The following is a 25,128-nucleotide window of genomic DNA, read 5'->3' as shown; positions in this document are numbered from 1 at the left end:
CACGACAAGCTGAAGATCACGGGCGCTTGGCTGCCGGCCGCCAACTGTGTGCGTTTCCGTGCCGTGATTGATTGGCGAGCCCTGTGGGGTCTTCGCCTCGGTTGTATCCGCTCATCCTCAAGTTGCCTAGGACACCGCCGTGTTTTTCTCACAATCCTCTGTCGCTCTTTCCCGCCACCCTGGCCTGGAGGACTTCACTTCCCGAGTCACCGACTTTCTCGACACGAACCTGCCTGGCCCCGTCACGGAGGAGACCGCTCGGCCACCGTGGCTCGATCTTCGCCGGCGCGCCGCTCATGCCGGCTTGACGGGGTTCGATCTCGCGCGGCCACCGGCCGAGCCGGACAACGGCCTTGGCCTGGCGGGTGGCCAGGACGCGCATGCGGACGTTCCCCCGGGCCTCGGGCGAGTGGCCCAAGGGCTGGCGATGTTTCTGGCCGGGCGACGGGACTGCGACGCACGGGAGATCTTCAGCTCGGGACACGGAGCCATGGCCCTGCGGTACGGCACACCCGTCGTCGTCCAGGAGGTCCGCGACCGTGTGGTGCACCGCGGCGAGCTGGCGGGCGTGGCGTCGAGCGAACCACACTCCGGGTCGGACCTGCGCGGCCTACGGACGGTAGCGGTCGACCATGGCGACCATCTGTTGCTCTCCGGTACGAAGGGCCTGGTCAGCCGAGTGGAAGAGGCCAGCGGATTTGTTGTCTTCTGCAAGGTGGTGGGGCCGGGGCAGGCTGCCGCGCATGACACCGACAGTGGGTGGCTGCGCGAGGTGCCCCTGTCGGCGCTCTGGGTGCCGACAGCGTCTGCCGGCATCTTCACCGACACCACCACCCCCTTGGGCCTGCGAGGTTGGAGCATGGGCCATCTGCACTTCAACCACGTACGCGTTGGCAAGGATCTCCTGCTCGGAGCCCCCGGCGACGGCCGCTGGATCTTCGATACGCACTTCTCCAACTGGCGTCTGATGATGGCACTGGTGTGCCTGGGCGCGGCGACCGCCGCGATCGAGGAGACGATGGCCCGTGCCTGCCGACGCAGTGTGGGCCGGACGTCCCTGGCGAACGTTCCCTCTGTCGCGTCCCGGCTCGGCACTTCGGCAGCCGAGGTCCAAGCGGCCATCGCCTGGTGCTTCTCCCTGCTGGAGCGGATGGGACAGAACGGAGACGACGTCGACGTGGCGGCCTGCTCCGCCGCCAAGGCTCTCGCCACGGACACCGCCTATCGCGCCGTCGACCTCGCACTCCAGCTGCACGGCAGCGAGGGATACACCAGCTGCACCCCCATGGAGAAGCGCCTTCGGGACATCCGGGGGCTCCGCATCGCCGACGGGCCCAACGACACTCTGTACAGCGTCCTGGCCCAGTCCATGCTTGCCGAGTCCCGGCCTGCCGTGCCCCTGGTGGCTCAGCGCCAAGCATGAGCTGCGGCCCGCTGCATCGCTCAGAGTTCGCCGATTTGCGCGTGGTGGTGATCTGCGGAAGGAGCCGTGCAGGAGCTCGTGTCCTGGGGCCTGCTGAGCCCAGACAAGGGTCCTTGCTGGGTGCCCAAGCCGGTTGTGCCCGTGCACCCGGCTAAGGGCTGTCCCCTCCTCCCTGGTGGGTCAGCGCGCGGCGTCGGATGCGGTGCCTCGCAAGGCGGAGGAGCGTCCGCATACTGGATGTATGCGGGCGTTCCGGCAACGCGGTGAGGCGCCGTAGCTGTCGTCGTGCGCCCGCCAGGGACGACGGGACAGCCCTGAGGACCGGCCGGCTCGCAAACTTCCAGATGTCGCCTCACCGCGCAGCTCCGGTACCCATGGCGGTACGTCGAAACACTCGAGCAGAAATGCCTTCGCTGCGAACTGATGGTGATCCGCTACGACGTGCGGGCTCTGTCGTAGGGGTGGTCAGGCCTCGTTATGGCACCAGATGGTTGCGGCAACGCTTGATGACGTCGCGGATCCTGCTGATGAGCACGCAGGTAGGGAGAGAGTCAGCGGGGAGCCCGCACCGCTCGGGCACGCCCCGTCAAGCCGGTCCACCCCTCCCACACGATGCCGTTGAGTCTGGGGTGGCCGCGTTCCTGCGTTCGGCATTCACGGGGCGCGCTCCCCAAGCCACCGAAACCGGTGCAGGTGCTAGACCATCCATGGAGCGGTTGACCCGAGATTGTTCGAAGATCGAGCATCGCACGGTCGAGCAAAAGGGAGAGCGACCTGTTCAGGAAAGTTTATTCTTGAGCATCGCAAGATAGAATGGGAACTTCTTCACGGCCGCCTTCGGTACCACATACACCTCTTCGTTTCCGCGCAAGTGATCGTTGATAACTAGCGTGCATTTTCCTTTCGCGTGGCGCAATTCCGCGGAATACAGAACTTCCTCGATTGTGGTTTCGGTCACCGTGGAGGACTCGCCGGGCGTGGATGCCTTCGTAAACACTTCTGCCCCAATCTGGACTTTGATACCTAGCAGCTTGCTCCATGGCGCACGCTAGGCCAGCCGGAGATGGAAAAGATCACTTAAGGCAAGGGTGCACCCGAAAGGGTGAAAATCATGGATCATCCTGGTGGGGCGTCTCCTCGTGGCGTTACGGTTGGGCTGTGAGGGCACTGTCGGAAAACCCGACAGACTATGAGAAGGGCTGCACCGACTATGCTTCCTTTGATTCCTGTCTTCTTGGCTGGAGCGGTATCGGCGCCTCTCATCAAGAAGATCGCGAGGGGGACTGTTAAGTCTTCCGTGAAATTGGTGCTGGATGCCAGGCGAGTCGCTCACGGGATCAACGAAGATCTGAGTGACATTGCCGCCGAGGCGACCGCCGAAGTGTTCGCCGCCGATCTGCAGGAAGGATCGGAGATGCCGCGTCAGACCGTAAAAAAGGCGCGCTCGAGTACCGCGACCACCTAAGTCCTTGCTCCTTTTGGCGAGTCGGGCGAGCCGTTTGTAGCGGCGAAGGGCTGCGGCGAGCCCGGCAAGGCCAGGTAGGTGCGTGGGTGGCGTGCGCTGCGGTGGTTGAGTCTGCGGTAGCCGGTCAGTCATTACCACGCGTTCTCTGAATTGTTCCTCTCCTTCACCCGCAGCGCTGAGCTGACGGGGTGCCCTTGGTCAGAGGCTTCAGGGGATCGCGCTGCGCCGTCCCGAACCGGAGATTGTGGCTGGGCTCCAGGTCGAGCCGGAAGATCTGGTGGTGCAGCCGGTCCGGCTGCGGCCGCTCGACGGGGATCCAGCGAGGCTGGAACGCACGACCTATGTGGAGTCGGTCGGCCGCCCACTGATCTCTGCTCGCCGAGACGCTGGCTCGATCTCCCGCTCACCCACCGAACGCGGGGTGGATCTGCACTCGGCCCCGGCGCATGTGCGATGCCATGGGCGCAGACGAGGCTTTCGTCGCTACGCAACGCTCAAACCCGCACAAGGCGCCGAACAGATCGCGATCGATGCCGTGGACCCGCGCATCGACGGAGTCCAGGGTCCCTGGGAAGTGGGCGGGCACCTGCTCGTTGTGGTGCCGCAGCGTCGCGATATGGCCGTCGACACATTCAGCGGGGAGAGGCTGGGGAGATTCCGCGCTCAGGTGACGCAGGGGCTCCCGGACGCGAAAGGCGCACCCTGCCCGTCGCCCTGGCGGTCAGGGGAGCGGTAGGACGCAGCAGTCGGGATTCAGCGCGATATCTCAACACCCGGCTCGGCCATGGGCCATGGTGCGGTGCGTCGGATCGACCTGCGGACCGCTGGGAGGCCGAAGGGGTGGCGCCCGACGTATCGGTGCCGCCCCTTCGGGCCGCCGGCCCGGCCGGGCCGGGATCAGCCGAGAGAGACCGTGACGCGGTGGGTGGCGCCCATCGTCCCCTTGAGGCCCGTCAGCTTCAGGCGCATCTCGGCACCCGTGGTCACCTCCGCGACCCGGTCCGTGCGGGACACCACCGCCCCCACCCGGTGATGCCAGACGACGGTGAGCTCCTCCGCCAGGTGGGTCGGGTCGCTGACGCAGAGCGTCGCCGTGCCGTCCCTGTTCAGGCGCACCAGCACGGAGGCAGGCGTGTCCGCGGTGAGCGCGCCGACCGTGCCGGGCCGCCAGAAGTTCACCGCGGTGACGCCCAGCCGCGCCACCCGCACGCCCTGCTGATCCGCCGTGTTGGCCAGCGTCCGCAGCCAGCCCCGGTCGGCGGCGCGCCGGGCGGTCGCGCGCGCGTCGGCCCCCGGCATGAGGATGTGCGCGTACGAGGCGTCGACGGGGTCGAGTCCGTGGTCGTGCCAGAGCGTGGCGTACCCGCGGGTGAGCAGGGGGGCCGGCGCGCTCATGGCGTTGATGTCGGCCCAGGAACCCGTACGTTCGTCGCGCAGCGTGCACAGATCCGCACCCTGGGGGAAGACGTATCCGGCGTGGCCCGCCAGGTGCGCCCACCCGGCGCCGGGGAAACGGTCCTGCCGGCCCCGGTCGGAGGGCAGGGTGCGTCCGTCCACCGTGAGGGCGGCCGTGCTGGACGCGCCGAGGTTGCGGTTGTCGACGACGGTCTCCGCGGCGTACCCGTCCGCGGCGGTGATCCCCGCCCCGAGGCAGACGATCGCGTCGTCCAGGAAGAACCAGGACTTACGGGCGGTGAGGGTGCTGCCCACGCCCTTGAGGTCCTGGCCGACGGCCGCGTACTCGCCGTCCGTGGTGCCGCCCACCCAGGACCGGTCCGAGCGGCCGTTGCCCCAGCCGCCGCCCGCCCCGTCGGCCAGCGGCTTGGCGGTGACGGTCGTGCCGGGGAGCCGGTACGGATCGACGGTGGGCCAGAAGGCGTCGGAGTACTGGTCGTTGCCGAAGTCGGCGCCGTACCACTGCAGCATCCCCGAGCCGCTGTGCCAGCCGTGCAGGTGCTCGCGGTTGAGGCATTCGTACGGCTGGATCCGGCTGGAGTACATGCTCAGCGCGGCCGCCCAGCCCGCGCGCCGGTGCACGGCACGGTCCATGGCCGGGAAGAGGCGGTGTTCCACCGGCTCGGGGCGGGCACGTACGGCGGGGTCCCGGACGAGTGCGGATAGCCGGGCGATCGTCTGCAGGTTCGCCTGGGGATCGGTCAGGACCGGCCGGACCGTCTCGCGCTCCAGCCAGCCCTTGACCATGCCGCGCCACCGTTCGCGCTCATCGGCCGGGGCGCTCTCGGCGAGCAGCGCGATGCCGCCGAGGAACCCCTGGCCGCGGGAGTGGTCGTCCTGGGCGACCGTGGCGGTCTGCTGCAGCCCGCGGCTGATGGAGCGCCCGCACACGGCGTCCATGACCAGACCGTTGTACAGCCAGGGCGCGAAGGCGTTGTCGACGGCGTCGAAGACGTGACGGCGCTGCGGGTCGGTCACCTCCCAGCTGGAGCCGGCCAGCAGCGTGAAGAGCTTGCCGTAACCGTCGAGCATCACCGCGCCGTACGAGCCGGTGTACGCCACCCACAGGTGCTGGACGAACGAGCCGTCGGCGTAGAGCCCGTCGCCGCTGCTGACGTAGGGGAAGCCCTGGGAGAGGCCGTCGCGGGCGCGGGCGATCCAGGAGGGGTCCTTGCCGACGACGCCCCGCACGGCCATGGTGCGGGCGCCGTCGGTGAGATTGCCTCCGGTCCAGCCGTCGAGGGTGGGGTGCCAGTGGTCCAGCGAGGCGCAGGAGGCGGCGATCTCCTCGGCCGGGAGGTGCTCGTACATCAGGGCCAGGACGTCGGTGAGGGCGAGCGGAGTGCCGATGTCCCAGTCCCAGCTGTTGCCGAAGCGGGTGGTGGACGGGTTGTAGACGGTCTCCCGGATGTGTGCGAGGCCGGTGGCGACGAGCGGCGGGACGGAGGCGTGGCCGGTGAGGCCGGTCCCGGGCTGGTGGTAGGCCTGCGCCAGGGCGTTCAGCCGCTGGTAGCTGCCGGTGATCGCGGCCGAGTCGGTGAGGAGCGGCAGATCCGGCCAGAGCGATCCGGCGGCCCGGGCCATCGTGTCCCGGTGGCCGGCCGCGGTGTTCGCGAGTGCGGTGAGTCGGGTGCGGAACGGTTCGACGGCGGGGTCGATGCCCCGGCCGAGGACGATGTCGCGCCAGACGCCGCGCAGCCGGTCGAACTCGTCCGCGTCCGCCGCGGCCGCGGGGCGCGCGGCCGTGAACAGCGTGCCTGCGGCGAGTGCGGCTCCGGACGCGTGGAGGAAGGCGCGGCGGGACCAGAGGGTGGTCATGGCTCTCTCCTGGGGTGGGTCCCGGCCCTACGCGCGGTGGAGACGGGAGGGTGGCGTTCCACGGGGCGCTCCGTCCCGTGGCGGGTCACTGGTGTGGTCTGGCGGGTGCCGTTCCTCGACGGACGGCGCCCCGGTGTCCCGGCCGGACGCCGCGGGCGCCCGGCCGGCCGTGGTTACGCGGGGGGAGCGGGGTGGGCCACGAACGCACCGTTGCCGCAGGAGACGGCGTGGATGCGGCCGGCGGGGTCGATGGCCACGCCCTTCCAGCGCACGGCCCCGTACTCGGTGGGGTGGATGTCCTGCCAGCTGCCCCCGTCGTCCTCACTGACCAGGACCCGGGCCGGGGTGTCCGTCCACCACATCGGCTCGCACACGACGGCCAGCCGCCCCCCGCGAACGGCCACCGAGGTCGCGTTGACCGGGCCGGGATCCGGCGCCAGCACGCAACTCCAGCTCTCCCCGGAGTCCTCGCTGCGCCACAGCCCGTGGCCGACGAACCCGGCGTACAGCCGGCCGGGCCGTTCGGGGTCGGCCAGTACGTGGGACAGGACGGCGAGCCGGTCGCGGCCGAACGGCAGTCCGGCGTCCGCCCGCCGCCAGGTCGCGCCGGCGTCGTCGGAACGGAAGACGCCCAGCGACCACTCCCCGGCGTAGAGCCGGCCGGGCACCGAGGGGTCGCAGGCCAGCAGCTGGTTGGCCCCCGCCGCGTTGCGCTTCTGGTAGACGACGCACGGCAGCAGCTCGCTCTCGATCCAGTCCTCCTCGACCGGCAGCCGGTGCACGGTGTCCGGGAAGGGCCCGGGCAGCCGGTGCCAGGTGAGACCGCCGTCGTCGCTGCGCTGCAGGCCGGCGCTGTCGGGGCTGCCGTCCAGGTCGCCGTCCACGTACGCGTAGAACCGGCCCTCCTCCGTGGGCGAGGCGGCGAGGGCCTGGATGAAGCGCTTGCCGCGGAAGGTGCGGACCACCTCGTTGGTCAGGCCGCCGTCGGTCGAGCGCAGGATGCGCGCGTCGCGGACGTTCCGGCGTTTGGCGCCCGCGCCGAACAGGATCAGGCCGGGGTCGTGCGGGCCGACCGCGAGAGCGGCGCTCGGGGCGTGCCCCTTCCCGAACGGCCGGTACCTGCGCCCGTCGTCCTCGCTCACGGCCGGGACGTGGTCGGCCGGCGTGACGTAGAGCCGTCCGGAACCGGGGTCGGCCACCACCGCCTCCAGGCAGGTGGTCTCGGTCCCGGAGAATCCCTGACCGGTGAAGGTGCTCCCGTTGTCGTCGGTCCGGGAGACCCCGTAGTAGCCGGTGATGAAGAACGTCTCCGGCTTGTCCGGGTGGAAGACGAGCTCGCTGATGGCGTCGCCGAGCACGGCGGGGGCGTCGACATAGGCGGGGTAGTCGGTGATGTCCGCGTCGGTGTACGTCTCCTTGAGCGGTCGCCAGGTGACGCCGGAGTCGAGCGTCTCGTGGACGGGGATGTCCGGGGCGCCGAAGTGCGGGGCCGTCAGGTAGCGGCCGGGGCGGTGCGGGTCGCGGCGTACGAAGTCGTACTGGAGGTCCGTCTCCAGACCGTCCGCGCAGCGGGTGAACGTGCGCCCGCCGTCCGTGGAGCGGTACACGCCGTCGCGGGCGGCGGCCAGGACCAGGTCCGGGTCGCCGGGGTCGAGGGCGAGACCGTTCACCGACCAGTCCGGCTGCCGGTGCTGCAGGGTCCAGGTCCGGCCCGCGTCGGCGGAGACGTACAGCGAGCCGTGGGTGCCGCGCGGCACGTCGCCGTGTTCCAGGATCACATCGGCGAGCGGGGCGTCGCCCATGGCCCAGAGTCCGGAGACCCCGTTGTCGCCGATCGTCCCCGCGTACACCAGCCCGGGCACGCCCGGGTGGTGCACCACGCAGCCGATCCGCTCGCCGCCGAGGCCCTGCGGGCGCCAGTCCAGTCCGGCGTCGTCGCTGGCCCACAGTCCGGCACGGTAGCCGCCGACCAGGACCCGGGACGGTTCGAAGGGGTCGAAGGAGCAGACCTCGCCGAAACAGCGGGTCGGACCGTTGCCGTAGAAGTCGACGTCGGTACAGACCTCGGTCCAGGTCGCGCCGTGGTCGACGCTGCGATGGATCGATCCGTACGTACGTCCGCCGCGGGCGTCGCCGGAGCAGCGGAGCACCAGCCCCGGTTCGGACGGGGACGGGACGAGGGCGGCGACCATGTGCTCGTGGGCGCGGGTCAGACCGGCGTTACGGGTCTGCCAGTGCGCACCGCCGTCCTCGGACACGAAACAGCCCGCCACATCGCAGCGCGCGTACAGCCGCTGCGGGTCGAAGGGGTCGAGGGCCAGGCCGGTGATGTAGCCGCCCCCGCCGAAACGGCTCTGCTCCCAGCGCCAGGCGCTCATGCGATCCGCTCCAGGTCATCGGCGTGGACCTGACCGGCCAGGGGCTCTCCGGCCGCCCAGCGTTCGGCTTCCCGCACGGCGAACTCGCCCAGCAGCCGCAGTTCGCTGCCCAGGGCTCCGGCGATGTGGGGGGTGACGAAGACGTTCGGCAGCGCGAACAGGGGGTGGTCGCCGGGCAGCGGCTCGGGCTCCACCACGTCCAGAACGGCGTCGATACGCCCGTCCGCGCAGGCCGCCACCAGGGCGTCGGTGTCCACGAGGGCGCCACGGGCGGTGTTGATCAGTACCGCGCCGTTCTTCATCAGGCCCAGCCGGCGGGCGTTGATCATGCGGCGGGTCCCGGGCAGCAGGGGTGCGTGCAGGGTGACCGTGTCGGCGGTCGCCATCAGTTCGTCCAGCGGCATCAGTTCGGCGCCCAGCTCGCGGGCCTGCGCCGGGTCCAGATACGGGTCGGTGACCAACAGCCGGAATCCGTGCGGCCGCAGCATGTCCAGCACCAGGCGGCCGATGCGGGAAGCGCCCACGACGCCGACGGTGCGGCCGTGGTTACCGGTGTCCGCGCTGGTGGGGTAGGCGCGGAAGCCGTGCTGCGGATAGGCGGCGGCGAGCGGGAAGGCCCGCTTTCCGGCCAGCAGCACGGTGGCGAGCGTGAACTGCGCCACCGGGCGGGCGTTCGCCGCGGCTGCCGACGACACGACGATGCCGCGCTCCCAGATCCGGGAGGAGGCCACGGCGTCCTTGACGCTGCCCGCGGCGTGGACGACGGCCTTGAGCCGCGGAGCCGCCGCGAGCACCGACGCGTCGATGGGCGGGCAACCCCAGCAGGTGATCAGCAGTTCGGTCCGGGCCAGGGCCTCGGGCGCCTCGGCGAAGTCGGTGACCGCCGGGCCCGGCGCCAACTCGGTCACGGCCCCCAGCCGTTCCAGGAGGTCGAGTGGCAGCACATCGGCGGTGAGCGCGGGGTCCATGGCCAGCAGGGCGGCTGGTCGGGGGTGGACGGGCAAGGTGGTCACTCCAAGCTGTGGAAGCGCTTTAATTTTCTGGACCGTAGGACGGAACCGGGATCCGGTCAAGAGAGGGGAAGTTCCCCAGCGGTACACGCTGTGGCCATGCATGGGGCGCCCGAAGAGGGCGAGTGGAAGGTATTGACGTTCCTATGGAAGCGCTCTAACGTCCGAATCTGTCCGGCGCTTCCCTCTCGGTGTGACTTTCAAGGAGTCCCATGTCCAGCACGAACGGTCCGGTCGGGAAGCGCTCCCGGCGACATCTCCTCCGGGCAGCCGGCGGATCGGTTCTGGCGCTCGCGCTGCTGACCGCCTGTGGTGAGGGCGGCACCTCCACGACCCAGGGGGACGCCGCGGGCGGCAAGCCGGTGACCCTTCAGGTGTGGGGCGGAGGCAGGAACGCGCAGGCGGTGGTGGACAAGTTCAACGCCACGCACCCGCGGATCACGCTGGAGTACACGGACCTCGCCGGCGGCCCCGAGGGCTACACCAAGCTGGTCAACGCGATCAAGTCCGGTAACGGACCCGACCTGTTCGCCCCTGAATACCAGAACCTGCCGGACCTGGTGTCCCAGGGCTATGTCCAGGACCTGAGCGCGAAGTTCACCCCTGAGCTCAAGGCGAAGTTCAACGCGCAGGCCATGGAACTGGCCACGCTGGGCGGCAAGAACTGGGCCGTCCCGATGGACATCGCCCCGATGGTCTACTTCTACCGCCAGGACGTCTTCGAGAAGTACGGCCTCACGGTGCCCAGGACGTGGAGCGAGTTCCGCGCCGCCGCGGCGAAGCTGAAGAAGGCCGACCCCGAAGCCCGGCTCGCGACCTTCCCCATCGACGACCCGTCCGTGGTCGCCGGCCTGTCCTGGCAGAGCGGCGGCACCTGGTTCGGCACCGAGGGCGACACCTGGAAGGTCGGATTCGCCGACGCCGGGACGACCAGAACGGTCGACTTCTGGCAGGACATGCTCGACGACGACCTGGTCGCGGGCAAGCCCTACTGGGCGCCGACGCAGGCCAAGGACGAAGCCGCCGGCAAGGTCGTCAGCGAGATCGGCGCGACCTGGAACGCCGCCGGTCTGTCCACCAAGCTGCCCGACCAGAAGGGCACGTGGGCGGTCGCCCCGCTGCCCACCTTCGACGGGAAGCCCGCCTCCGGCATGAACGGCGGCAGCACCTTCGCCGTAGCCAAGGGCAGCGACCACCTGGACCAGGGCTTCGAGGCCGCCGTCTGGCTCACCACCCACAAGGACGCCTGGACCACCCGGCTCGCCGAGGGCACCGCGAGCAGCTATCCCGCCGCGACGGACATGGTGGCCGTCGCCGAGAAGAGCTACGACGCCTCGTACTACGCCTCCGACGTCTACCCGGTGTTCCGCAAGGCCGCCGACAGCCTGACGCCCGGCTGGGCCTTCGGCCCGTCCATGACCGCCACCTGGAAGGCCCTGTCCGACCCGCTCGGGCAGATCGACCGCAAGGGCGACATCGCCGGTGCGCTGCGTGAGGGGCAGGACGCCACGGTCAGGAACCTCAAGGACCGCGGTCTGAACGTCTCGGCCGGCTGAGGAAGCCACCGATGACCACCACCATCGACCGGCCCGCCGCCCCCCGCTCCGCGAGCACCGCGGGGCGGGGCGGCAGGGCCCGGGCCGCGTCCCTGTTCCTCACCCCCTTCTTCGTGCTCTTCACCGCGGTCACGCTGATTCCGATCGGCTACGCGATATGGCTCAGCCTGTTCACCGAACGCAACTCCGGCCTCGGCTTCGGCGGTACCGAGACCGTCTTCACCGGGCTGGGCAACTACCGCCGGGCACTCGGCGACCCGCAGTTCCGCAGCGGATTCGTCCACGTCGCGCTGTACACCGCCTTCCTGGTCCCGCTGATGCTCGCCGTCTCCCTGGCGGTGGCCCTGCTGCTCGACTCGGCGGTGGCCCGCGCCAAGAGGTTCTTCCAGCTGACGCTGTACCTGCCGCATGTCGTGCCGGGCATCCTCGCCGCACTCGTCTGGGGCTACCTCTACACCCCGGGCGTGAGCCCCGTGGTCTCCGCGATGCGTTCGGGCGGAATCGGGTTCGACTTCCTCTCGCCCACCGGTGTGCTGCCGGCCATCGTCAACATCGGCATCTGGATGTCGCTGGGCTACAACGTCGTCGTCTTCTACGCGGCGCTCCAGGCCATCCCGCGCGAGCTGCTGGAGTCGGCGTCCCTGGACGGGGCCGGTGCGGCGCGGGTCGCGTGGAGCGTCAAACTCCCGCTGATCCGCAGCTCGATCGGCCTGATCGGCCTCTTCGCGGGTGTCGGCACCCTCCAGTTGTTCGCCGAGCCGATGCTGCTCAACAAGGTGTCGCACGGCGCGATCAGTAACACCTGGACGCCCAACATGTACGTCTGGGCGGCGGCGTTCCTGCGTAACGACGCCGGGCTGGCGGCAGCCGGATCGATCCTGCTGGCCCTGCTCGCCGGGCTGTTGTCCTATGCCGTCACCCGTATCGGCAAACCGTGGAGAAACCTGTGACCCTGACCGAGCCGGAGGCTCCCCCGAGCGCTCGCCCCGTCGTACGGCCCGCCCGGTCGCGGCCGTCACCGAAGAGGCCCGGCCGGTCGCGCGTCATGTCGAGGACGACGGTCAACACCCTGCTCGTCCTGACGACGGTCTACACCTTCTTCCCGCTGGTGTGGATGGTGCTGGCCGCTATCAGCAGCGCCGACGGGGTCCTGCGCGGCGACGTGTTCTCGCTGGGCGGCTTCGACCTGCACCACAACCTTTCGAGTCTGTGGCACACCGACACCTCGGGCGCGGACACCCGGCTGACCCACGGACCGGGCGCCGGAATCTACGGCCGCTGGTATCTGAACTCGATCCTGTACGCGGGCGTGGGCGCCCTCGGCAGCGCGGTCGTCTCCGTCGCGGCGGGCTACGCCTTCGACAAGTACCACTTCCGCGGGAAGGAACACCTCTTCGGCCTGGTGCTGGTCGGCGTGCTGGTGCCCGGCACCGCCACCGTCATCCCGCTGTACCTGCTCGCGGCGAAGGCCGGCGTGGTGAACACCGTCTGGGCCGTGCTGATCCCGTCGCTGGTCAATCCGTTCGGCGTGTACCTGGCCCGCATCTTCAGCGCCGGTTACATACCCGACGAGGTCGTCGAGGCGGCCCGGATGGACGGGGCGGGCGAGGTGCGGCTGTTCCGCTCGATCGGCTTCCCGATGATCCGCTCCGGGTTCACCACGATCTTCCTGTTCCAGTTCTCGGCGATCTGGAACAGTTTCTTCCTGGCGATGGTGATGCTGACCGACGACAAGCTCTTCCCCGTCAGCCTGGGGCTGTTCTTCTGGAACAACTACGTGGTCCAGACGCCCGCCCTGCTGCCGGTGGTGCTGATGGGCTCGCTGCTCGCGATCCTCCCGATGCTGATCGTCTTCGTCAGCCTGCAGCGCTTCTGGCGCTCCGGACTGACGGCGGGGTCGGTCAAGTAGTGCTTTCGGAAGAGCTGTTCACCGTGGCGCCCGAGGCCGGACCGGCCCGGGCACCGACGCGTCAGCCGCGGGGCGCGAAGCGCGGACGCACCGAGTGCCGGACCACCACGTGCGTGCCGAGCATCACGTGCTGTCCGGCGGCCGCGTCCTCGGTGCGGCGCAGGGCCAGCTGCACCGCGGCCCGGCCGAGCTGGGCCAGCGGGACGTTCACGGTCGTGAGCGGCGGTACCAGATCGACGGACTGGGGGAGATCGTCGTACCCGGCGACCGAGAAGTCGCCCGGCACGTCCAGCCCCCGCTCGCGCAGCGCCGTCATCGCCCCGGCCGCCACCAGGTCGTCACAGGCGAAGACCGCGGTGAAGTCGGGCCGTCCGGCGTCGAGAAGCCGGGTGATGGTCTCGTACCCGAAGTTCCGCGTGGAACGGCCGTGGACGACGAGTTCGGGATCCGCCTCGATCCCGAAGCCGGCGAGCGCCTTGCGGTATCCCTCGACGCGGGCACTGGTCGTGGTGCTGCCCGGCGTGCCGCCGAGGAACAGTACCCGTTGGTGCCCCATGGACAGCAGATGGCTGGTGATCGCCAGCGCTCCGCCCACGGCGTCGTACTCGACGACGGTGACCGGGGCGTCCGGGGAGGGTGAGGGGCGGCCGATGAGGACGAGCCGGGAACCGGCCGCGTCCAGCGTCCTGGCCAGTTCGGCCATCCGGTTCCGGTACGCCTCGTTCTCCGCGTCCACGCCGCCGACCAGGACGACCACCTCGGCGTTCTGCTCGCGCAGCAGGGACAGCATGGCGCTCTCCCGGCCGGGGTCGTTCTGCGTGGTGACGAGGATGCACATGCGGCCCGCCGCGACCGCCTCCTGCTCGATCCCCTCCACGATCCGTCCGTAGAAGGCGGAGGTGACGTCGGAGGTCAGTACGGCGACGATCCGGGACAGCGCGCCGGCCAGGACGCGGGCGTGCATGTTCGCCACGTACCCCAGCTTCCGTACGGACCTCTCCACCCGGGCCCGGGTCGCGTCGGGTACCGAGTATCGTCCACTGAGCACCCGGGACGCGGTGGCCGGGGAGACCCCGGCGTCCCGCGCCACGTCGCTGAGGGTCACGGCTCGCTGTCTCACGCCGTCGGCCGCGGTGGAATGCCGGTCAGGGCGGTTGCTCGTCACCCCGACAGAGTACCAGCGGAAGCGCTTTCATCACGTTCCGTCGCTGGTGGCGGGCGTAGGGGACGAGCCCTCTCTTCCGGGCCGGTCGCTACCATGCTCCGTGACCGAAACGACCGAATCCGATGTATCCCGCACCCGAATATTCGCCGACCTGACCCCGCTGCGGACCTCCCCCGGCTACCGGCGGCTCTGGTTCGGGAACACCGTGTCCTGGATCGGGCAGGGGATGACCGCGCTCGCGGTCTCGTTGCAGGTGTACGACCTGACCGGGTCGGCGTTCTCCGTGGGGCTCATCGGGGCGTGCTCGCTGGTGCCGCTCGTGGTGTTCGGGCTGTACGGCGGTGCCGTGGCGGACACCGTGGACCGGCGGAAGCTGGGGCTGGTCAGCGCGTTCGGCTCGTTCCTGCTGTCGGTGGCGCTCGTCGGGGTCACCGTGGCCGGGGTCGAGCAGGTGGGGGTGCTGTACGGGGTCGTCGCGCTCCAGGCCGTCTGCTTCGCGCTCAACTCGCCCGCCCGCAGCTCGATGATCGCCCGGCTGCTGCCGGCCGAGCAGCTGCCCGCCGCCAACGCGCTGAACTCGATGACCAGCACCACCGGCACGCTCGTCGGGCCCATGCTCGGCGGCCTCATCGTCGGCTGGTGGGGGTACCGGGCCGCCTACGGGGTCGACGCCGTCACCTTCACGGCCTCCCTCTACGCGATGTGGCGGCTGCCCTCCATGCTGCCCGAGCGGGACGGCGCGGCGGACCGGAAGCGGGCCTCCGTCCTGGACGGCCTGCGGTTCCTCGGGACCCGGCCCAACCTGCGGATGACCTTCCTCAGCGACCTGTGCGCCATGGTCCTCGCCCAGCCCCGCGCGCTCTTCCCCGTCGTCGCCGTCCTCTGGTACGGGGGCGACGCGAAGACCACCGGACTGCTCGTCGCCGCACCGGCGCTCGGGGCTCTCCTCGGCGGGGTGTTCTCCGGTTGGCTCGGGAGCGTCCGGCGGCACGGTCTCGCGGTCCTGGTCGCCGTCGCGTGCTGGGGCGCCACCGTCGCCGTCTTCGGGCTGACCCGGCAGCTCTGGCTGGGGATCCTGTTCCTCGCGCTCGCCGGGGCCGCCGACACCACGTCCATGGTCTTCCGCAACACCATGCTCCAGGCGGCCGTGCCGGACGAGCTGCGCGGACGGCTCCAGGGCGTCTTCATCGTGGTGGTGGCCGGCGGACCCCGGCTGGGGGACTTCCTCGCCGGGTCCGCCGCCGACCTGACCTCCCCCGGTCTCGCCGTGACCGGCGGCGGGATCGCGTGCGCCGTCGCCGTGGGGCTGCTCGCGCTGCGATGGCCCGGGTTCGCCCGGTACGACGCGCGCAGCCCCGAGGCGTAGGAGGGCCTACGCCTCCCTCTCCAGCTTCGGCATCTCGCCGCCCGTCGTACCGCTGTCGAACAGCGAGAACGGTGCGCCCTGCGGGTCCGTGAGCGCGGCGAACCTGCCGAACGGGATGGTCATCGGGCCGAACCTGAGCGTCGCACCCAGCGACTTCGCCTTCTCCACCGCCGCGTCGCAGTCGTCCACCCCGAAGTACACGTTCACGTACGGCGGCACCTCCGCCGGGAAGTCGTCCGTCATCTTCATGCGGCCCAGGACCGGGTCGGCGCCCAGGTCGTAGAGCGTGAAGTCGGCCCCGTCGTCCACCATGCGCTGCACGCCGTACCCGAAGACCGCAGGGAAGAAGGCGTCCGCCTTCTCCGGGGCACGGGTGAAGACCTCGGCCCAGGCGAAGGCGCCGGGGACCCTGTCGGCCTCGAAGCCCCGATGGCTGCCGGGCTGCCAGACGCCGAAGGTCACCCCGCCCGGGTCGGTGGCCAGCACCATCGTGCCGAACTCGCCGACCCGCATGGGCTCCACCAGGACGGTGCCGCCGTTGGCGCGGATCTCCGACGCGGTGGCCGCCGCGTCCGGCGAGGCCAGGTACAGGCACCAGCCGGTCGGCATCCCGCCCGGGCCCGGCGGCATTAGCGCGGCGACCGCCTTGCCGTCCACCTGGGCCTGGGTGTAATTGCCGTACTCCGGCAGCGAGTCGCCGAACGTCCAGCCCAGCAGCTCACCGTAGAAGCGTTTGGCGCCCTCCAGATCGGTGAACGTCGCGTCGGCCCAGCACGGTGTGCCTTTGGTCGCTTCTGCGGGCATCGTGGTCATCTCCTCGTACGAGTGAGTACCCCTTGTCCACGCTAGCCAGCCTTCACGTCCCCTGCCCGTCGGCTCGCGGGCCGGCCACCGACCGGGCCACGCCCAGCTCCACCAGGTCCTGCGGGCGCAGCCGCAGCTGTCCGGCCGTGGCCCGGACCCGGTCCGGGGCGCGCTTCAGGATCGCGGCGGCCGACTCGGGCGCGATGACCGAGAAGTAGCTGTCCGGCGTGACGTGGGTGTTGTCCGGAGCGGCCAGCGCGAGCGCCCCGCCCGAGCCGCCCTCACCGATCACCAGCGTCGTGACCGGGACCCGGGCCGCGGCCACCGCCGCGAACGCGTCCGCGATGGCCGCCCCCGCACCCGCCCGCTCCGCCTCCGCGTCGTTGGCCGCGCCAGGCGTGTCGACCAGCGTGAGGACCGGGACGCCCAAGCGGTCGGCGAGCCGGATCACGCGGGCCGCCGTCCGGTAACCGGCCGGGCGCGTCGCCGTGCCGCACTGCGCCACGTACGCCACCGCACGCCCCTCGCGCAGCCCGAATCCGCAGAGCAGCCCCGGGTCCGTGCCCCCGCAGCGGTCGCCGCTCAGCGGAAGGCGCGCGTCGAAGTAGGCGTCCAGATAGGCCCCGGCGCGCGGCCGGTCCGCCGCCCGCGCGCGGAGCACCGCGTCCCAGCCCGTCTCCGGCGGGTCCGTCGCCGCGAGCGCCGCCGGGACCGGGGCGGGGGAGGGCGGGGTGTCCCGGTGGGCGAGCAGGCCGAGCCAGCGGCCCACCACGGCCGGCAGCTCCCCGGGCGCCACGACCGCGTCGACCGAACCGGCCGCGAGCTGGCCCTCGGCGGTGTACGCGGCGGGGTCGGCGCCGGCGGGACGCACCCGGGACCCGGCGAACCCGATCTGCGCCCCGGGCACCGCCAGGATCACATCCGCGCCCGCGCCCAGCGTGGCCCAGCCGCCCCCCGTCGTCGGGTCGCGCAGGACCGCCAGCTGTGCCGGGCCCGCCGCCCGCAGCCGGGCCGAGGCGCGGGCCACCCGCTGGAGCTGGGTCAGCGCGATCATGCCCTCCTGCATGCGGCTGCCGCCCGTGGCGATGAGCGAGACGAGCGGCAGCCGCCGGGTGACGGCCTCCTCGTACGCCGCTTCGAGCCGGTCCCCGGTGCGCTGCCCGAGCGACCCGCCCAGGAAGCCGAACTCGAACGAGATCAGCACGCAGGGGTGGCCGCCGACCGTGGCGGTGCCGTGGACGACGGACTCCTGCTCGCCGGTCCGCGCGGTGGCCCGGGCCCGCGACTCGGCGTAGCCGGTCCAGCCGAGCGGGCCGTCGCCGGCGGTGTCCCCGGCGGGGGCGGCGGACTCGGTGAAGCCGTCGGCGAGCGCGGCGATCGCCCCGCGCGCCGTCAGCCGCTCAGTCATGGAGCGCCCGCTTCATGATCTTGCCCAGGTCGTTACGGGGCAGCGCGTCCAGGTAGCGGACGGCGCGCGGCCGCTTGTGCGGGGCGAGCTGGGCCGTGACATGGTCCGCCAGCTCCTCGGCGGTGGGCGGGGCGGCCGGGTCGGCGGGCACCACCCAGGCCACGATCCGCTCGCCCAGGTCCGCGTCGGGTTCGCCGGTGACCGCCGCCTCCCGCACACCGGGGTGGTCGAGCAGCGCGTTCTCGATCTCGCCGGCGCCGATCCTGTGGCCGCCGCTCTTGATCAGGTCCGTGGCCTTGCGGCCGACGATGCGCACATAACCGTCCGGGTCGAGCGTGGCCATGTCGCCCGTCCGGAACCAGCCGTCGGCGGTGAGCGCGGCGGCCGTCGCGTCGGGCCGGTTCAGATAGCCGGTGAACAGGTTGGGGCCGCGCACCTGGATCTCGCCGATCGCGTCCGCGCCGGTGAGCGGGGTGCCGTCCTCCTCGACCAGGCGCAGCTCCACCCCGCGCAGGGGCGGGCCGACCGTCCCGGGACGCGGGGCGCCGTCGGCCCGCACACCCGTGTTCATCAGGGTCTCCGTCATGCCGTACCGCTCGATGACCCGGCGGCCGGTCGCCGCCGCGATGCGCTCGTGGTCGTGGACCGGCAGCGCGGCCGACCCGGAGACCAGCAGCCGGGCGCCCGCCAGGGCCTTCGCGAGCCCGGCCGACGCGTCCGGGTCGGCCAGTGACTCCGCGAGCCGGTGGTACATCGTCGGTACGGCGAACAGCATCGTGCCGCCCGCGCCCAGTTCCCTGGCCACGCCCTGCGGCGAGAACCGGCCCAGGTGGCGCACCGAGCCGCCCCGGCGCAGGGGGCCCAGGACGCCGAGGATCAGCCCGTGCACGTGGAAGAGGGGGAGTGCGTGCACCAGGACGTCGTCGGCGGTCCACCCCCAGGCGTCCTCCAGCGCGTCCAGCGACGCGGCGAGCGCCCGGCGGGGCAGGACGGCGCCCTTCGGCGGGCCGGTCGTCCCGGAGGTGTACACGACGAGCGCGGGGGACTCCGGGTCCGGTTCGGGAAGGGCGGCGGCGGGCGCGGGTCCCGGGGGCGTGGTGGTGACGTCCAGGCGCGTCAGGCCGGCCAGGGCGGGCGGGAGGACGTCGTCGGGCGAGGCGAGCACCAGCGAGGGCGCGCTGTCCGCGACGATATGGGCCAGCTCCCGTTCCCCCGTCTTCGGGTTCAGCGGGACGGCCGGCACCCCGGCCCGGAGGGCGGCGACGACCGCGACGACGGTGCGCGCGGTCGGTGCGGCCCAGACGGCGACCCGGCCCGCGCCGGTGAGCCGGGCGGCCAGGGCGTCCGTGAGGCGGGCCAGCCCGGAGTAGGTGAGGGTGACGTCGTCGAACCGGACGGCCTCGCGGGCGGCTGCCGGACCGGACGGGTCCTGGAGTGCGGGCAGAAGTGGCATCATCCTGCGCACCCTAGATCGATACGGTGCCCCCGGCCCTGGGAACCGGCTCGAATGAGGCCCACGCCTCACGCACCCGCGTGCGGTGCCCCGGGGTACGGGGCCGGCCGGGTTCGCCGGCCCCACGCCTCACGGCCCGCGAGCGCCGCGCCCCTCACTCGTCCCGCCGCACGTTCCGCATGCGGCCGTACGCGTACACACAGCCCGCCAGCGCCAGGTCGGACAGGAGCATGAAGCCGATCGAGTACGAGCCCTTGCCGCTGTAGATCGCGCCCATCACCAGCGGCGGCACGAACCCGCCGAGCCCGCCCATCGCTCCGACGATGCCGGTCACGCTGCCCACCTTCGCCTGCGGGGTGACCTGCGAGACGAGCGCGAACACGCTGCCGCTCGCCGTGCCCAGGCCCGCCGCCATGACCAGCAGTGCGACCGTGCCCGTCGGGTCCAGCTTTGGGTCGAACGCCTGGACGATCGCCATCAGGGCGGCCACACCCAGCGCCACCGAGGTGACGAGCGCCGGGTGGATCCGGTCCGAGAGCCAGCCGCCGATCGGCCGGAAGATGACCGTGACCAGGGCGAACCCGGCCGCCTTGGTGCCCGCGTCGGTCGGCGTCAGCTCGTACCACGTCTTGAGGTACGTCGGCAGGTACACGCCGAACGCGACGATGCCGCCGAAGCCGATCGCGTACAGCGCGGACAGCTCCCAGGTGACCCGCAGCCGGCCCGCCGAGCCCAGCCGGTGGGCCAGCGAATCCGTCGGCACCGTGCGGCCCGGGTGGTCGTTGATGAGCAGCCCGGAGAGCGCCGCGTACACCACGAGGGCGCCGGCGACCACGAGGAACGGCAGGTTGTCGCCGTGCTTGGCGATGCGCGGCGTGAAGTAGCCGGACAGCGCGACGCCGCCCATGCCCATGCCGAAGACGCCGAGCGCGAGACCGCGTTTGGCGGGCGGGAACCAGGAGTTGACCAGCGGGATGCCGATCGCGAACGTCGTGCCGCCGATGCCCAGCAGGAACCCCACGGCGAGCATCGCCCCGTACGAGTTCTTCGCCGGGATCAGCAGCAGCACCGGCAGGATGGTCAGCGCCGAGGTCAGCGGGAACATCAGCCGTGCCCCGAACTTGTCGGTCAGCGCGCCCACCGGGATCCGGCCCAGCGAGCCGACCAGCACCGGCACCGCCACCAGCAGCGACTGCTGGAACGAGCTCAGGCCGAGGCGGTCCTTGTAGTCCCCCGACATCGGCGCGATCAGGTTCCACGCCCAGAAGGTGAGCGTGAAGCCGATCGTGGCCATGATCAGATTCCGGTAGGCGGCGGAGCCCGGGGCGTTCACGGGTGCGGGTGACTGCTTCGCGGCTGTGTCCACACGGCCAGTCAAGGACGGCCACGGACCGTGGGCCCGTCGGCCTGCTCCATACGGGGGACGCGTCCCCGTTCTTCGCATATGTGTCGAAGCTGAGACAATAGGGACCATGGATCGTCTGGACAGGGAAATCCTCGGTGTGCTCCAGGAGGACGCCCGGATCTCGTACCGCGACCTGGGCGTACGGGTCGGACTCAGCGCCAACGCGGCGGCCGACCGGGTCCGGCGGCTGCGCAAGGACGGTGTCATCCGCGGCTTCACGGTGATCGTGGACCCGGCCGCCGACACCCGCACCGGGCTCGTCGTCTTCATCGACGTGACCCTGCGGATGGACACCACCAACGAGACGTTCGAACGGGCGGTGCTGACGCTGCCCGGCATCACCGAAGTGGTGCACGTGACGGGCGGTCACGACTATCTCGTACGCGCCGCAGCCGCCGACACCGCCGCCCTCGACACCCTTCTGCGCCGCCTCAAGCGGGAGGCGGGCGTCGCGCACTCCCACACCCGGGTCGCGCTGCGGGCCGCGCCCGGTCCGTGACCGGCGCCCTCACAGCGGTGCCTCCCAGGTCATCGTCCGGGCCGGTGAGCCGTCCGGCTCGCGCCCGTCGTCCGCCACCGTGAGGCGGACCGCGCCCCGCCCGTCCGGCAGGGTCGCCGTCGCGTCCACCTCCACCTCGATCGCCGAGACCCCGGCCCGCCGGTGCGCCGCCGCCAGCGCGCCGCGCAGCGCCGCGAGCAGCCGCTTGCCGACCGGCTCCGCCACCAGCGCGTCCACCGCCCCGGCGAACCGCACCGACGGCTGGAAGCCGAGCACCGCCGCCGCGCCCCCGGTCTCCCGCAGCACCTGCCCCCGGAAGGTGGCGGGGGCCTCGGCAGGCGGCTGCTGGAGCGCGAAGATGGCCGTCCGCACCTCCTGGATCGTGGAGTCCAGCTCATCGACGGCCGTGCCGAGCAGCTCGCCCGTCTCCCCGGCCCCGGCCCTCCGGCGCGTCGACTCCAGCATCATCTCGGTGGCGAACAGCCGCTGGACGACCAGATCGTGCAGGTCCCGCGCGATCCGGTCGCGGTCCTCGTACACCGCCAGCCGCTCCCGGTCCTGCTGCGAGTCCGCCAGCACCAGGGCCAGCGCGGCCTGCGAGGCGAACTGGGCGGCCAGCAGCCGGTCCAGACCGGTGTACGGGCGGGCTCCGCGCCGCCGGGGCAGGGCGAGCGTCCCGATGAGCCGGCCCCCGCTCTGCAACGGCAGCATCAAGCTCGGCCCGAACCGCGACCGTACCGGCGTCGTCATCCGGGGATCGGTGGCCGAGTCCTCGATGAACACCGCCTCGCCGCCGAGCAGCTGTTCGAGGACGGGGGAGCCGGGGGCGATCGCCGTGCCCACCAGACCGGCCGGGTCCTCGTGCGTCGAGGCGACCACGATCTCCATCCCGCCCGCTTCGGTGGGCTGGAGGATCACTGCGGCCGAGGCGTCACTGAGCAGCCGCGCCCGCTCCGCCACCGTCGTCAGCGCGTCGGCCATGTTCTCGCCGGTGAGCAAAGTGTGGGTGACGGCCGCCGCGCCCTCGATCCAGCGTTCCCGCTGGCGGGCGCTCTCGTACAGCCGGGCGTTGCCGATCGCGATGCCCGCCTGCGCGGAGAGGACCTTCAGCAGCCCCGCGTCCGTCCCGGTGAAGTGCCCGGTGTGCTTCTCGGCGAGGTAGATGTTGCCGAAGACCTCGTGGTGCACCCGGATCGGGGCGCCGAGGAACGAGCGCATCGGGGGGTGCCCGGGTGGAATGCCGGTGGCGCGCGGATCGGCCGTCAGATCGTCGCAGCGCAGCGGACCCGGTGCGTCCACGAGCGCGCCGAGCATGCCGGTGTGCCCGTCCGGGAAGTCACCGATCGCCGCCTGCTCGTCCTCGCTCATCCCGCACACGTACAGCTCGCGGATCGTGCCGCGTACGGGGTCCAGTACGCCCAGCGCCCCGTACCGGGCATCGGTCAGGGCGGTCGCGGTGTCGATGATCTGCTGGAGCGTGGCCCGGAGTTCGAGGGCCGAGCCGACGCTCAGCACGGCCTCCAGCAGCCGCGGCAGCAGCGGCGACCTGGGCAGGCCGCGGTCCGGGAGCGACCCGGGCGGCCAGTTTGTCATCCGCCGCTCCCGCCGCCCTGGTCAGCTCGCCAGCGGGTCGAGCACCAGGGGGCTGATCTCGCCCTCCATCATGGCGCCGAGACCGAGGATCGCGCAGGTGTCGGGCCGCTCCGCGATGTGCACCGGCACACCGGTCGCGTCGCGCAGCATCTGGTCGAGGCCGGGCAGCAGGGCGCTCCCGCCGACCATCGTGATCCCGCAGTCCGCGAGGTCGGCGACCAGGTCGGGCGGGCAGTCCCGCAGCACCTTGCCCACACCGTCCAGGACGGCGGTGAGCGGGCGGTGGATCGCCTGCCGGATCGCGGCGGTGTCGACCTGGACGGACCGGGCGAGACCGGTGGCGACGTCCCGGCCGTGGATCTCGGTGACCGAGGGGCCCTGCGCGGTCAGCCCGTTGCCGCTCAGGGCGAGCTGGAGGGGGCGCACGGACTGGCTCGGCAGCATCAGTTCGTGGTGCTGGCGCAGGTGCTGGATCACCGCGTGGTCGATCGCGTCGCCGCCCACCGGGAGGCGCACCGCCGTCACGATCGAGCCGAGCGAGAGCACCGCGATCTGCGTCGTCGCGGCCCCGCACACCATGATCATGGTCGCGGTCGGCTGCTCGACGGGCAGCCCGCAGCCGACGGCCGCCGCGATCAGGGTGTCGACCAGCTCCACCCGCCGGGCGCCGAGGCCGACCAGGGTCTCCACGGAGGCCCGCCGCGCGAGCGGGTCGCTGTCGTGCGGGGTGCACGCGGCGGCGCGCAGCCAGGGCTTGCGGCGCAGCTGGCGCCGGAGCTTCTCGCCGAGCAGGTGGCGCAGCATGCGCTGGGCCATCTCGATGTCCACGACGGTCCCGCCGGACACGGGCCGGGCCACCCGGATGTAGTCCGGGGTGCGGCCCGTCATCTGCTCGGCGAGCGCGCCCACGGCGATGAGTGAGCCCGTACGGGTGTTGACGGCGGCCACACTCGGCTCGTCCACGACGAGGCCGGGCCCCTTGACGTACACCCGGGTACGGGAGGCCCCCAGGTCGACGGCGACATGGCAACGGCGCAACTGCTCAAGGCTGACGGTCACGGCGGGTTCCTCCCGAGAGCGTTGAGGGCGACCGACGGACAGCCGGCTCTCCTGAAAGCCTGCGCCGTTCGGGGCCCCCACGCCCGCTGGACTGAGCCGGATGAGGGACAACCTGACGGCGTGTCGAGCGCGCCGCGCGCGCTCACCCGGCCGAACCGGACCGCCCGGGCCGGCAAGGCGCAACGCCCGGACGGCAGGTCCCAGCCCGCCGACGGCTGAGGCCCCCTCAGCCCCCCGGCACCACCCGCTGCAGCAACCCCCACGTGAACTCCGCGACACACGCACTCGCCCCGGTCCCGATCCCCAACGCCCACCGCGTCGGCGCGCTCCCCTCCATCGGCCGGGCCGGGGCGAAGGCCCGGGCGACCTCGTCCACCGTGCACGACCACGGCACGAGGTCGTCCACCGTCCGCAGCACCGGCGCGGCCGCGCCCCGCGCCCGTACCAGCCACTCGTTCCACACCGCGCCGCCCGGCGCCACCATCACCTCGAACCGCAGCTCCGGCCAGAGCGGAACCGGCCACAGCAGCACGTCGAACTCCAGGTCACCGAGGACCCGGCGGCCCGTCGACTCCGGCTCGCCGAGCACCGACCGGTAGCGCCGCAGCGCGCCCCGCCCGCGCGGCGCCCGGACCATCGCCTGCCACCGCCGGTTCGCCTCCCGCATCTCCGCGAGCGACGCGCCCAGCTCGTGCCGGGCGTCCTCCACCAGACCCGGCTGGTGGTCCGCCATCCGGCGCAACAGCACGAGCTGGAACTCACGGGGCCCGAAGCGGGGTCCGAAGCGGGGCCCGGAAGGGGCGGCGGCGCTCATGGACCCCATCGTGCCCGCTGTCCGCTCAGGCGCCCAGCATCCGCCGCAGCAGATCCCGCAGCACCGTCCGGTCCGCCGCGGACAGCCCCGCCAGCGGCTCCCGCGCGAAGTCCAGCGCGTCCCGCAGCTGCGCGGCCGTCGCCGCGCCCCGCTCGGTCGGCGCGGCCAGCTTCACCCGCCGGTCGGCCGGGTCCGGGCGCCGCTCCACCAGGCCGCGCGCCTCCAGCCGGTCCACGATCCCGGTCACGTTGGACGGCTCGCACTTCAGCTTCTGGGCGATCCTGCGCATGGGAAGCGGCTCGACGGACAGCAGCCCCAGGACACGGGCCTGCGCGCCCGTGAGGCTGTGCTCGGCGGCGGCCTGGTCGTACTCCTCGTAGTAACGCGCGACGACGCTGCCGATGAGCTCGATGACTTCGAGGGTCAGGGGGTCTGTGCGCGAGGTGGCCATGACACACAGGATACGCAGTTGCTTGACAACATGAAATATCCAGGAGCATGGTTGTTTCAGGTAGTGAAGCTTTTTGCTTCCGTTGGAACCGACACCC

General features: G+C 71.8%; 19 protein-coding genes. 7 read left to right on the top strand and 12 right to left on the bottom strand.

The window, feature by feature from the left end; translation table 11 throughout:
* Window positions 1–490: 490 nt before the first annotated feature.
* Entirely contained in the window at window positions 491–1,423 is a 933-nt protein-coding gene (locus tag ACLQ2N_RS07665) for an acyl-CoA dehydrogenase family protein (protein WP_425810406.1), read from the top strand.
* 1,234 nt (window positions 1,424–2,657) lie between these two features.
* Entirely contained in the window at window positions 2,658–2,888 is a 231-nt protein-coding gene (locus tag ACLQ2N_RS07660) for a DUF5132 domain-containing protein (protein WP_425811302.1), read from the top strand.
* Between the two features lie 897 nt (window positions 2,889–3,785).
* Here ACLQ2N_RS07660 and ACLQ2N_RS07655 read toward each other — a convergent pair.
* The 3 genes from ACLQ2N_RS07655 to ACLQ2N_RS07645 form a co-directional block, all read right to left on the bottom strand.
* Window positions 3,786–6,161, bottom strand: a complete 2,376-nt coding sequence (locus tag ACLQ2N_RS07655) for a polysaccharide lyase 8 family protein (protein ID WP_425810404.1) — start codon at window positions 6,159–6,161, stop codon at window positions 3,786–3,788.
* 173 nt (window positions 6,162–6,334) lie between these two features.
* Window positions 6,335–8,539, bottom strand: coding sequence for a hypothetical protein (locus tag ACLQ2N_RS07650; RefSeq protein ID WP_425810402.1), 2,205 nt, complete (start codon window positions 8,537–8,539; stop codon window positions 6,335–6,337).
* Window positions 8,536–9,552, bottom strand: a complete 1,017-nt coding sequence (locus ACLQ2N_RS07645; protein WP_425810400.1) for a hydroxyacid dehydrogenase — start codon at window positions 9,550–9,552, stop codon at window positions 8,536–8,538. Before ACLQ2N_RS07645 ends, ACLQ2N_RS07650 begins: the two co-directional genes overlap by 4 nt.
* A 209-nt stretch (window positions 9,553–9,761) precedes the next feature.
* Between ACLQ2N_RS07645 and ACLQ2N_RS07640 the strand changes: the two genes are divergently transcribed.
* The 3 genes from ACLQ2N_RS07640 (at window position 9,762) to ACLQ2N_RS07630 (ending at window position 13,014) form a co-directional block, all read left to right on the top strand.
* A complete protein-coding gene (locus tag ACLQ2N_RS07640) occupies window positions 9,762–11,105 on the top strand; it encodes an ABC transporter substrate-binding protein (protein ID WP_425810398.1) in 1,344 nt (447 codons plus the stop codon).
* An 11-nt stretch (window positions 11,106–11,116) separates the two neighbouring features.
* Window positions 11,117–12,055 carry a carbohydrate ABC transporter permease gene (locus ACLQ2N_RS07635; protein WP_425810396.1) on the top strand — a complete coding sequence of 313 codons (939 nt, stop codon included), beginning with the start codon at window positions 11,117–11,119 and terminating at the stop codon, window positions 12,053–12,055.
* A gap of 95 nt (window positions 12,056–12,150) precedes the next feature.
* The gene (locus ACLQ2N_RS07630) at window positions 12,151–13,014 is read left to right on the top strand and encodes a carbohydrate ABC transporter permease (protein ID WP_425810394.1); all 864 of its coding nucleotides are present in this window, start codon (window positions 12,151–12,153) and stop codon (window positions 13,012–13,014) included.
* Between the two features lie 61 nt (window positions 13,015–13,075).
* Here the strand turns inward: ACLQ2N_RS07630 and ACLQ2N_RS07625 are convergent, their stop codons facing one another.
* Window positions 13,076–14,119: a LacI family DNA-binding transcriptional regulator gene (locus tag ACLQ2N_RS07625; RefSeq protein ID WP_425810392.1), complete on the bottom strand. Its 1,044-nt coding sequence runs from the start codon at window positions 14,117–14,119 to the stop codon at window positions 13,076–13,078.
* 160 nt (window positions 14,120–14,279) lie between these two features.
* Between ACLQ2N_RS07625 and ACLQ2N_RS07620 the strand changes: the two genes are divergently transcribed.
* Window positions 14,280–15,545, top strand: coding sequence for an MFS transporter (locus ACLQ2N_RS07620; protein WP_425810390.1), 1,266 nt, complete (start codon window positions 14,280–14,282; stop codon window positions 15,543–15,545).
* A gap of 6 nt (window positions 15,546–15,551) precedes the next feature.
* Here the strand turns inward: ACLQ2N_RS07620 and ACLQ2N_RS07615 are convergent, their stop codons facing one another.
* From ACLQ2N_RS07615 to ACLQ2N_RS07600, 4 genes are all read right to left on the bottom strand, one after another.
* Entirely contained in the window at window positions 15,552–16,358 is an 807-nt protein-coding gene (locus tag ACLQ2N_RS07615) for a VOC family protein (RefSeq protein ID WP_425810388.1), read from the bottom strand.
* A 43-nt stretch (window positions 16,359–16,401) separates the two neighbouring features.
* A complete protein-coding gene (locus ACLQ2N_RS07610) occupies window positions 16,402–17,757 on the bottom strand; it encodes a carboxyl transferase domain-containing protein (RefSeq protein ID WP_425810386.1) in 1,356 nt (451 codons plus the stop codon).
* On the bottom strand, window positions 17,750–19,213 hold the full coding sequence (locus ACLQ2N_RS07605; RefSeq protein WP_425810384.1) for an acyl-CoA synthetase: 1,464 nt from the start codon (window positions 19,211–19,213) through the stop codon (window positions 17,750–17,752). The genes ACLQ2N_RS07610 and ACLQ2N_RS07605 overlap by 8 nt, the downstream gene beginning before the upstream one ends.
* A gap of 151 nt (window positions 19,214–19,364) precedes the next feature.
* Window positions 19,365–20,576, bottom strand: a complete 1,212-nt coding sequence (locus ACLQ2N_RS07600; RefSeq protein WP_425810382.1) for an MFS transporter — start codon at window positions 20,574–20,576, stop codon at window positions 19,365–19,367.
* A gap of 106 nt (window positions 20,577–20,682) precedes the next feature.
* Here ACLQ2N_RS07600 and ACLQ2N_RS07595 point away from each other — a divergent pair, with 106 nt between their 5' ends.
* The gene (locus tag ACLQ2N_RS07595) at window positions 20,683–21,114 is read left to right on the top strand and encodes an Lrp/AsnC family transcriptional regulator (RefSeq protein WP_425810380.1); all 432 of its coding nucleotides are present in this window, start codon (window positions 20,683–20,685) and stop codon (window positions 21,112–21,114) included.
* Between the two features lie 9 nt (window positions 21,115–21,123).
* Here ACLQ2N_RS07595 and ACLQ2N_RS07590 read toward each other — a convergent pair whose 3' ends face one another.
* The 4 genes from ACLQ2N_RS07590 to ACLQ2N_RS07575 form a co-directional block, all read right to left on the bottom strand.
* A complete protein-coding gene (locus ACLQ2N_RS07590) occupies window positions 21,124–22,707 on the bottom strand; it encodes a GAF domain-containing sensor histidine kinase (RefSeq protein ID WP_425810378.1) in 1,584 nt (527 codons plus the stop codon).
* A 21-nt stretch (window positions 22,708–22,728) separates the two neighbouring features.
* Window positions 22,729–23,766 (bottom strand): rod shape-determining protein, encoded by a 1,038-nt coding sequence (locus ACLQ2N_RS07585; RefSeq protein ID WP_425810376.1) that lies wholly within the window; start codon window positions 23,764–23,766, stop codon window positions 22,729–22,731.
* 226 nt (window positions 23,767–23,992) lie between these two features.
* On the bottom strand, window positions 23,993–24,580 hold the full coding sequence (locus ACLQ2N_RS07580; RefSeq protein WP_425810374.1) for a hypothetical protein: 588 nt from the start codon (window positions 24,578–24,580) through the stop codon (window positions 23,993–23,995).
* A 25-nt stretch (window positions 24,581–24,605) separates the two neighbouring features.
* On the bottom strand, window positions 24,606–25,031 hold the full coding sequence (locus ACLQ2N_RS07575; RefSeq protein WP_383303975.1) for a MarR family winged helix-turn-helix transcriptional regulator: 426 nt from the start codon (window positions 25,029–25,031) through the stop codon (window positions 24,606–24,608).
* Window positions 25,032–25,128 lie beyond the last annotated feature (97 nt).

Origin of the sequence: Streptomyces sp. DT224 (assembly GCF_049844595.1) — a bacterium.
Taxonomy (GTDB): domain Bacteria; phylum Actinomycetota; class Actinomycetes; order Streptomycetales; family Streptomycetaceae; genus Streptomyces.
This window is presented reverse-complemented; position numbering and strand designations above follow the sequence as displayed.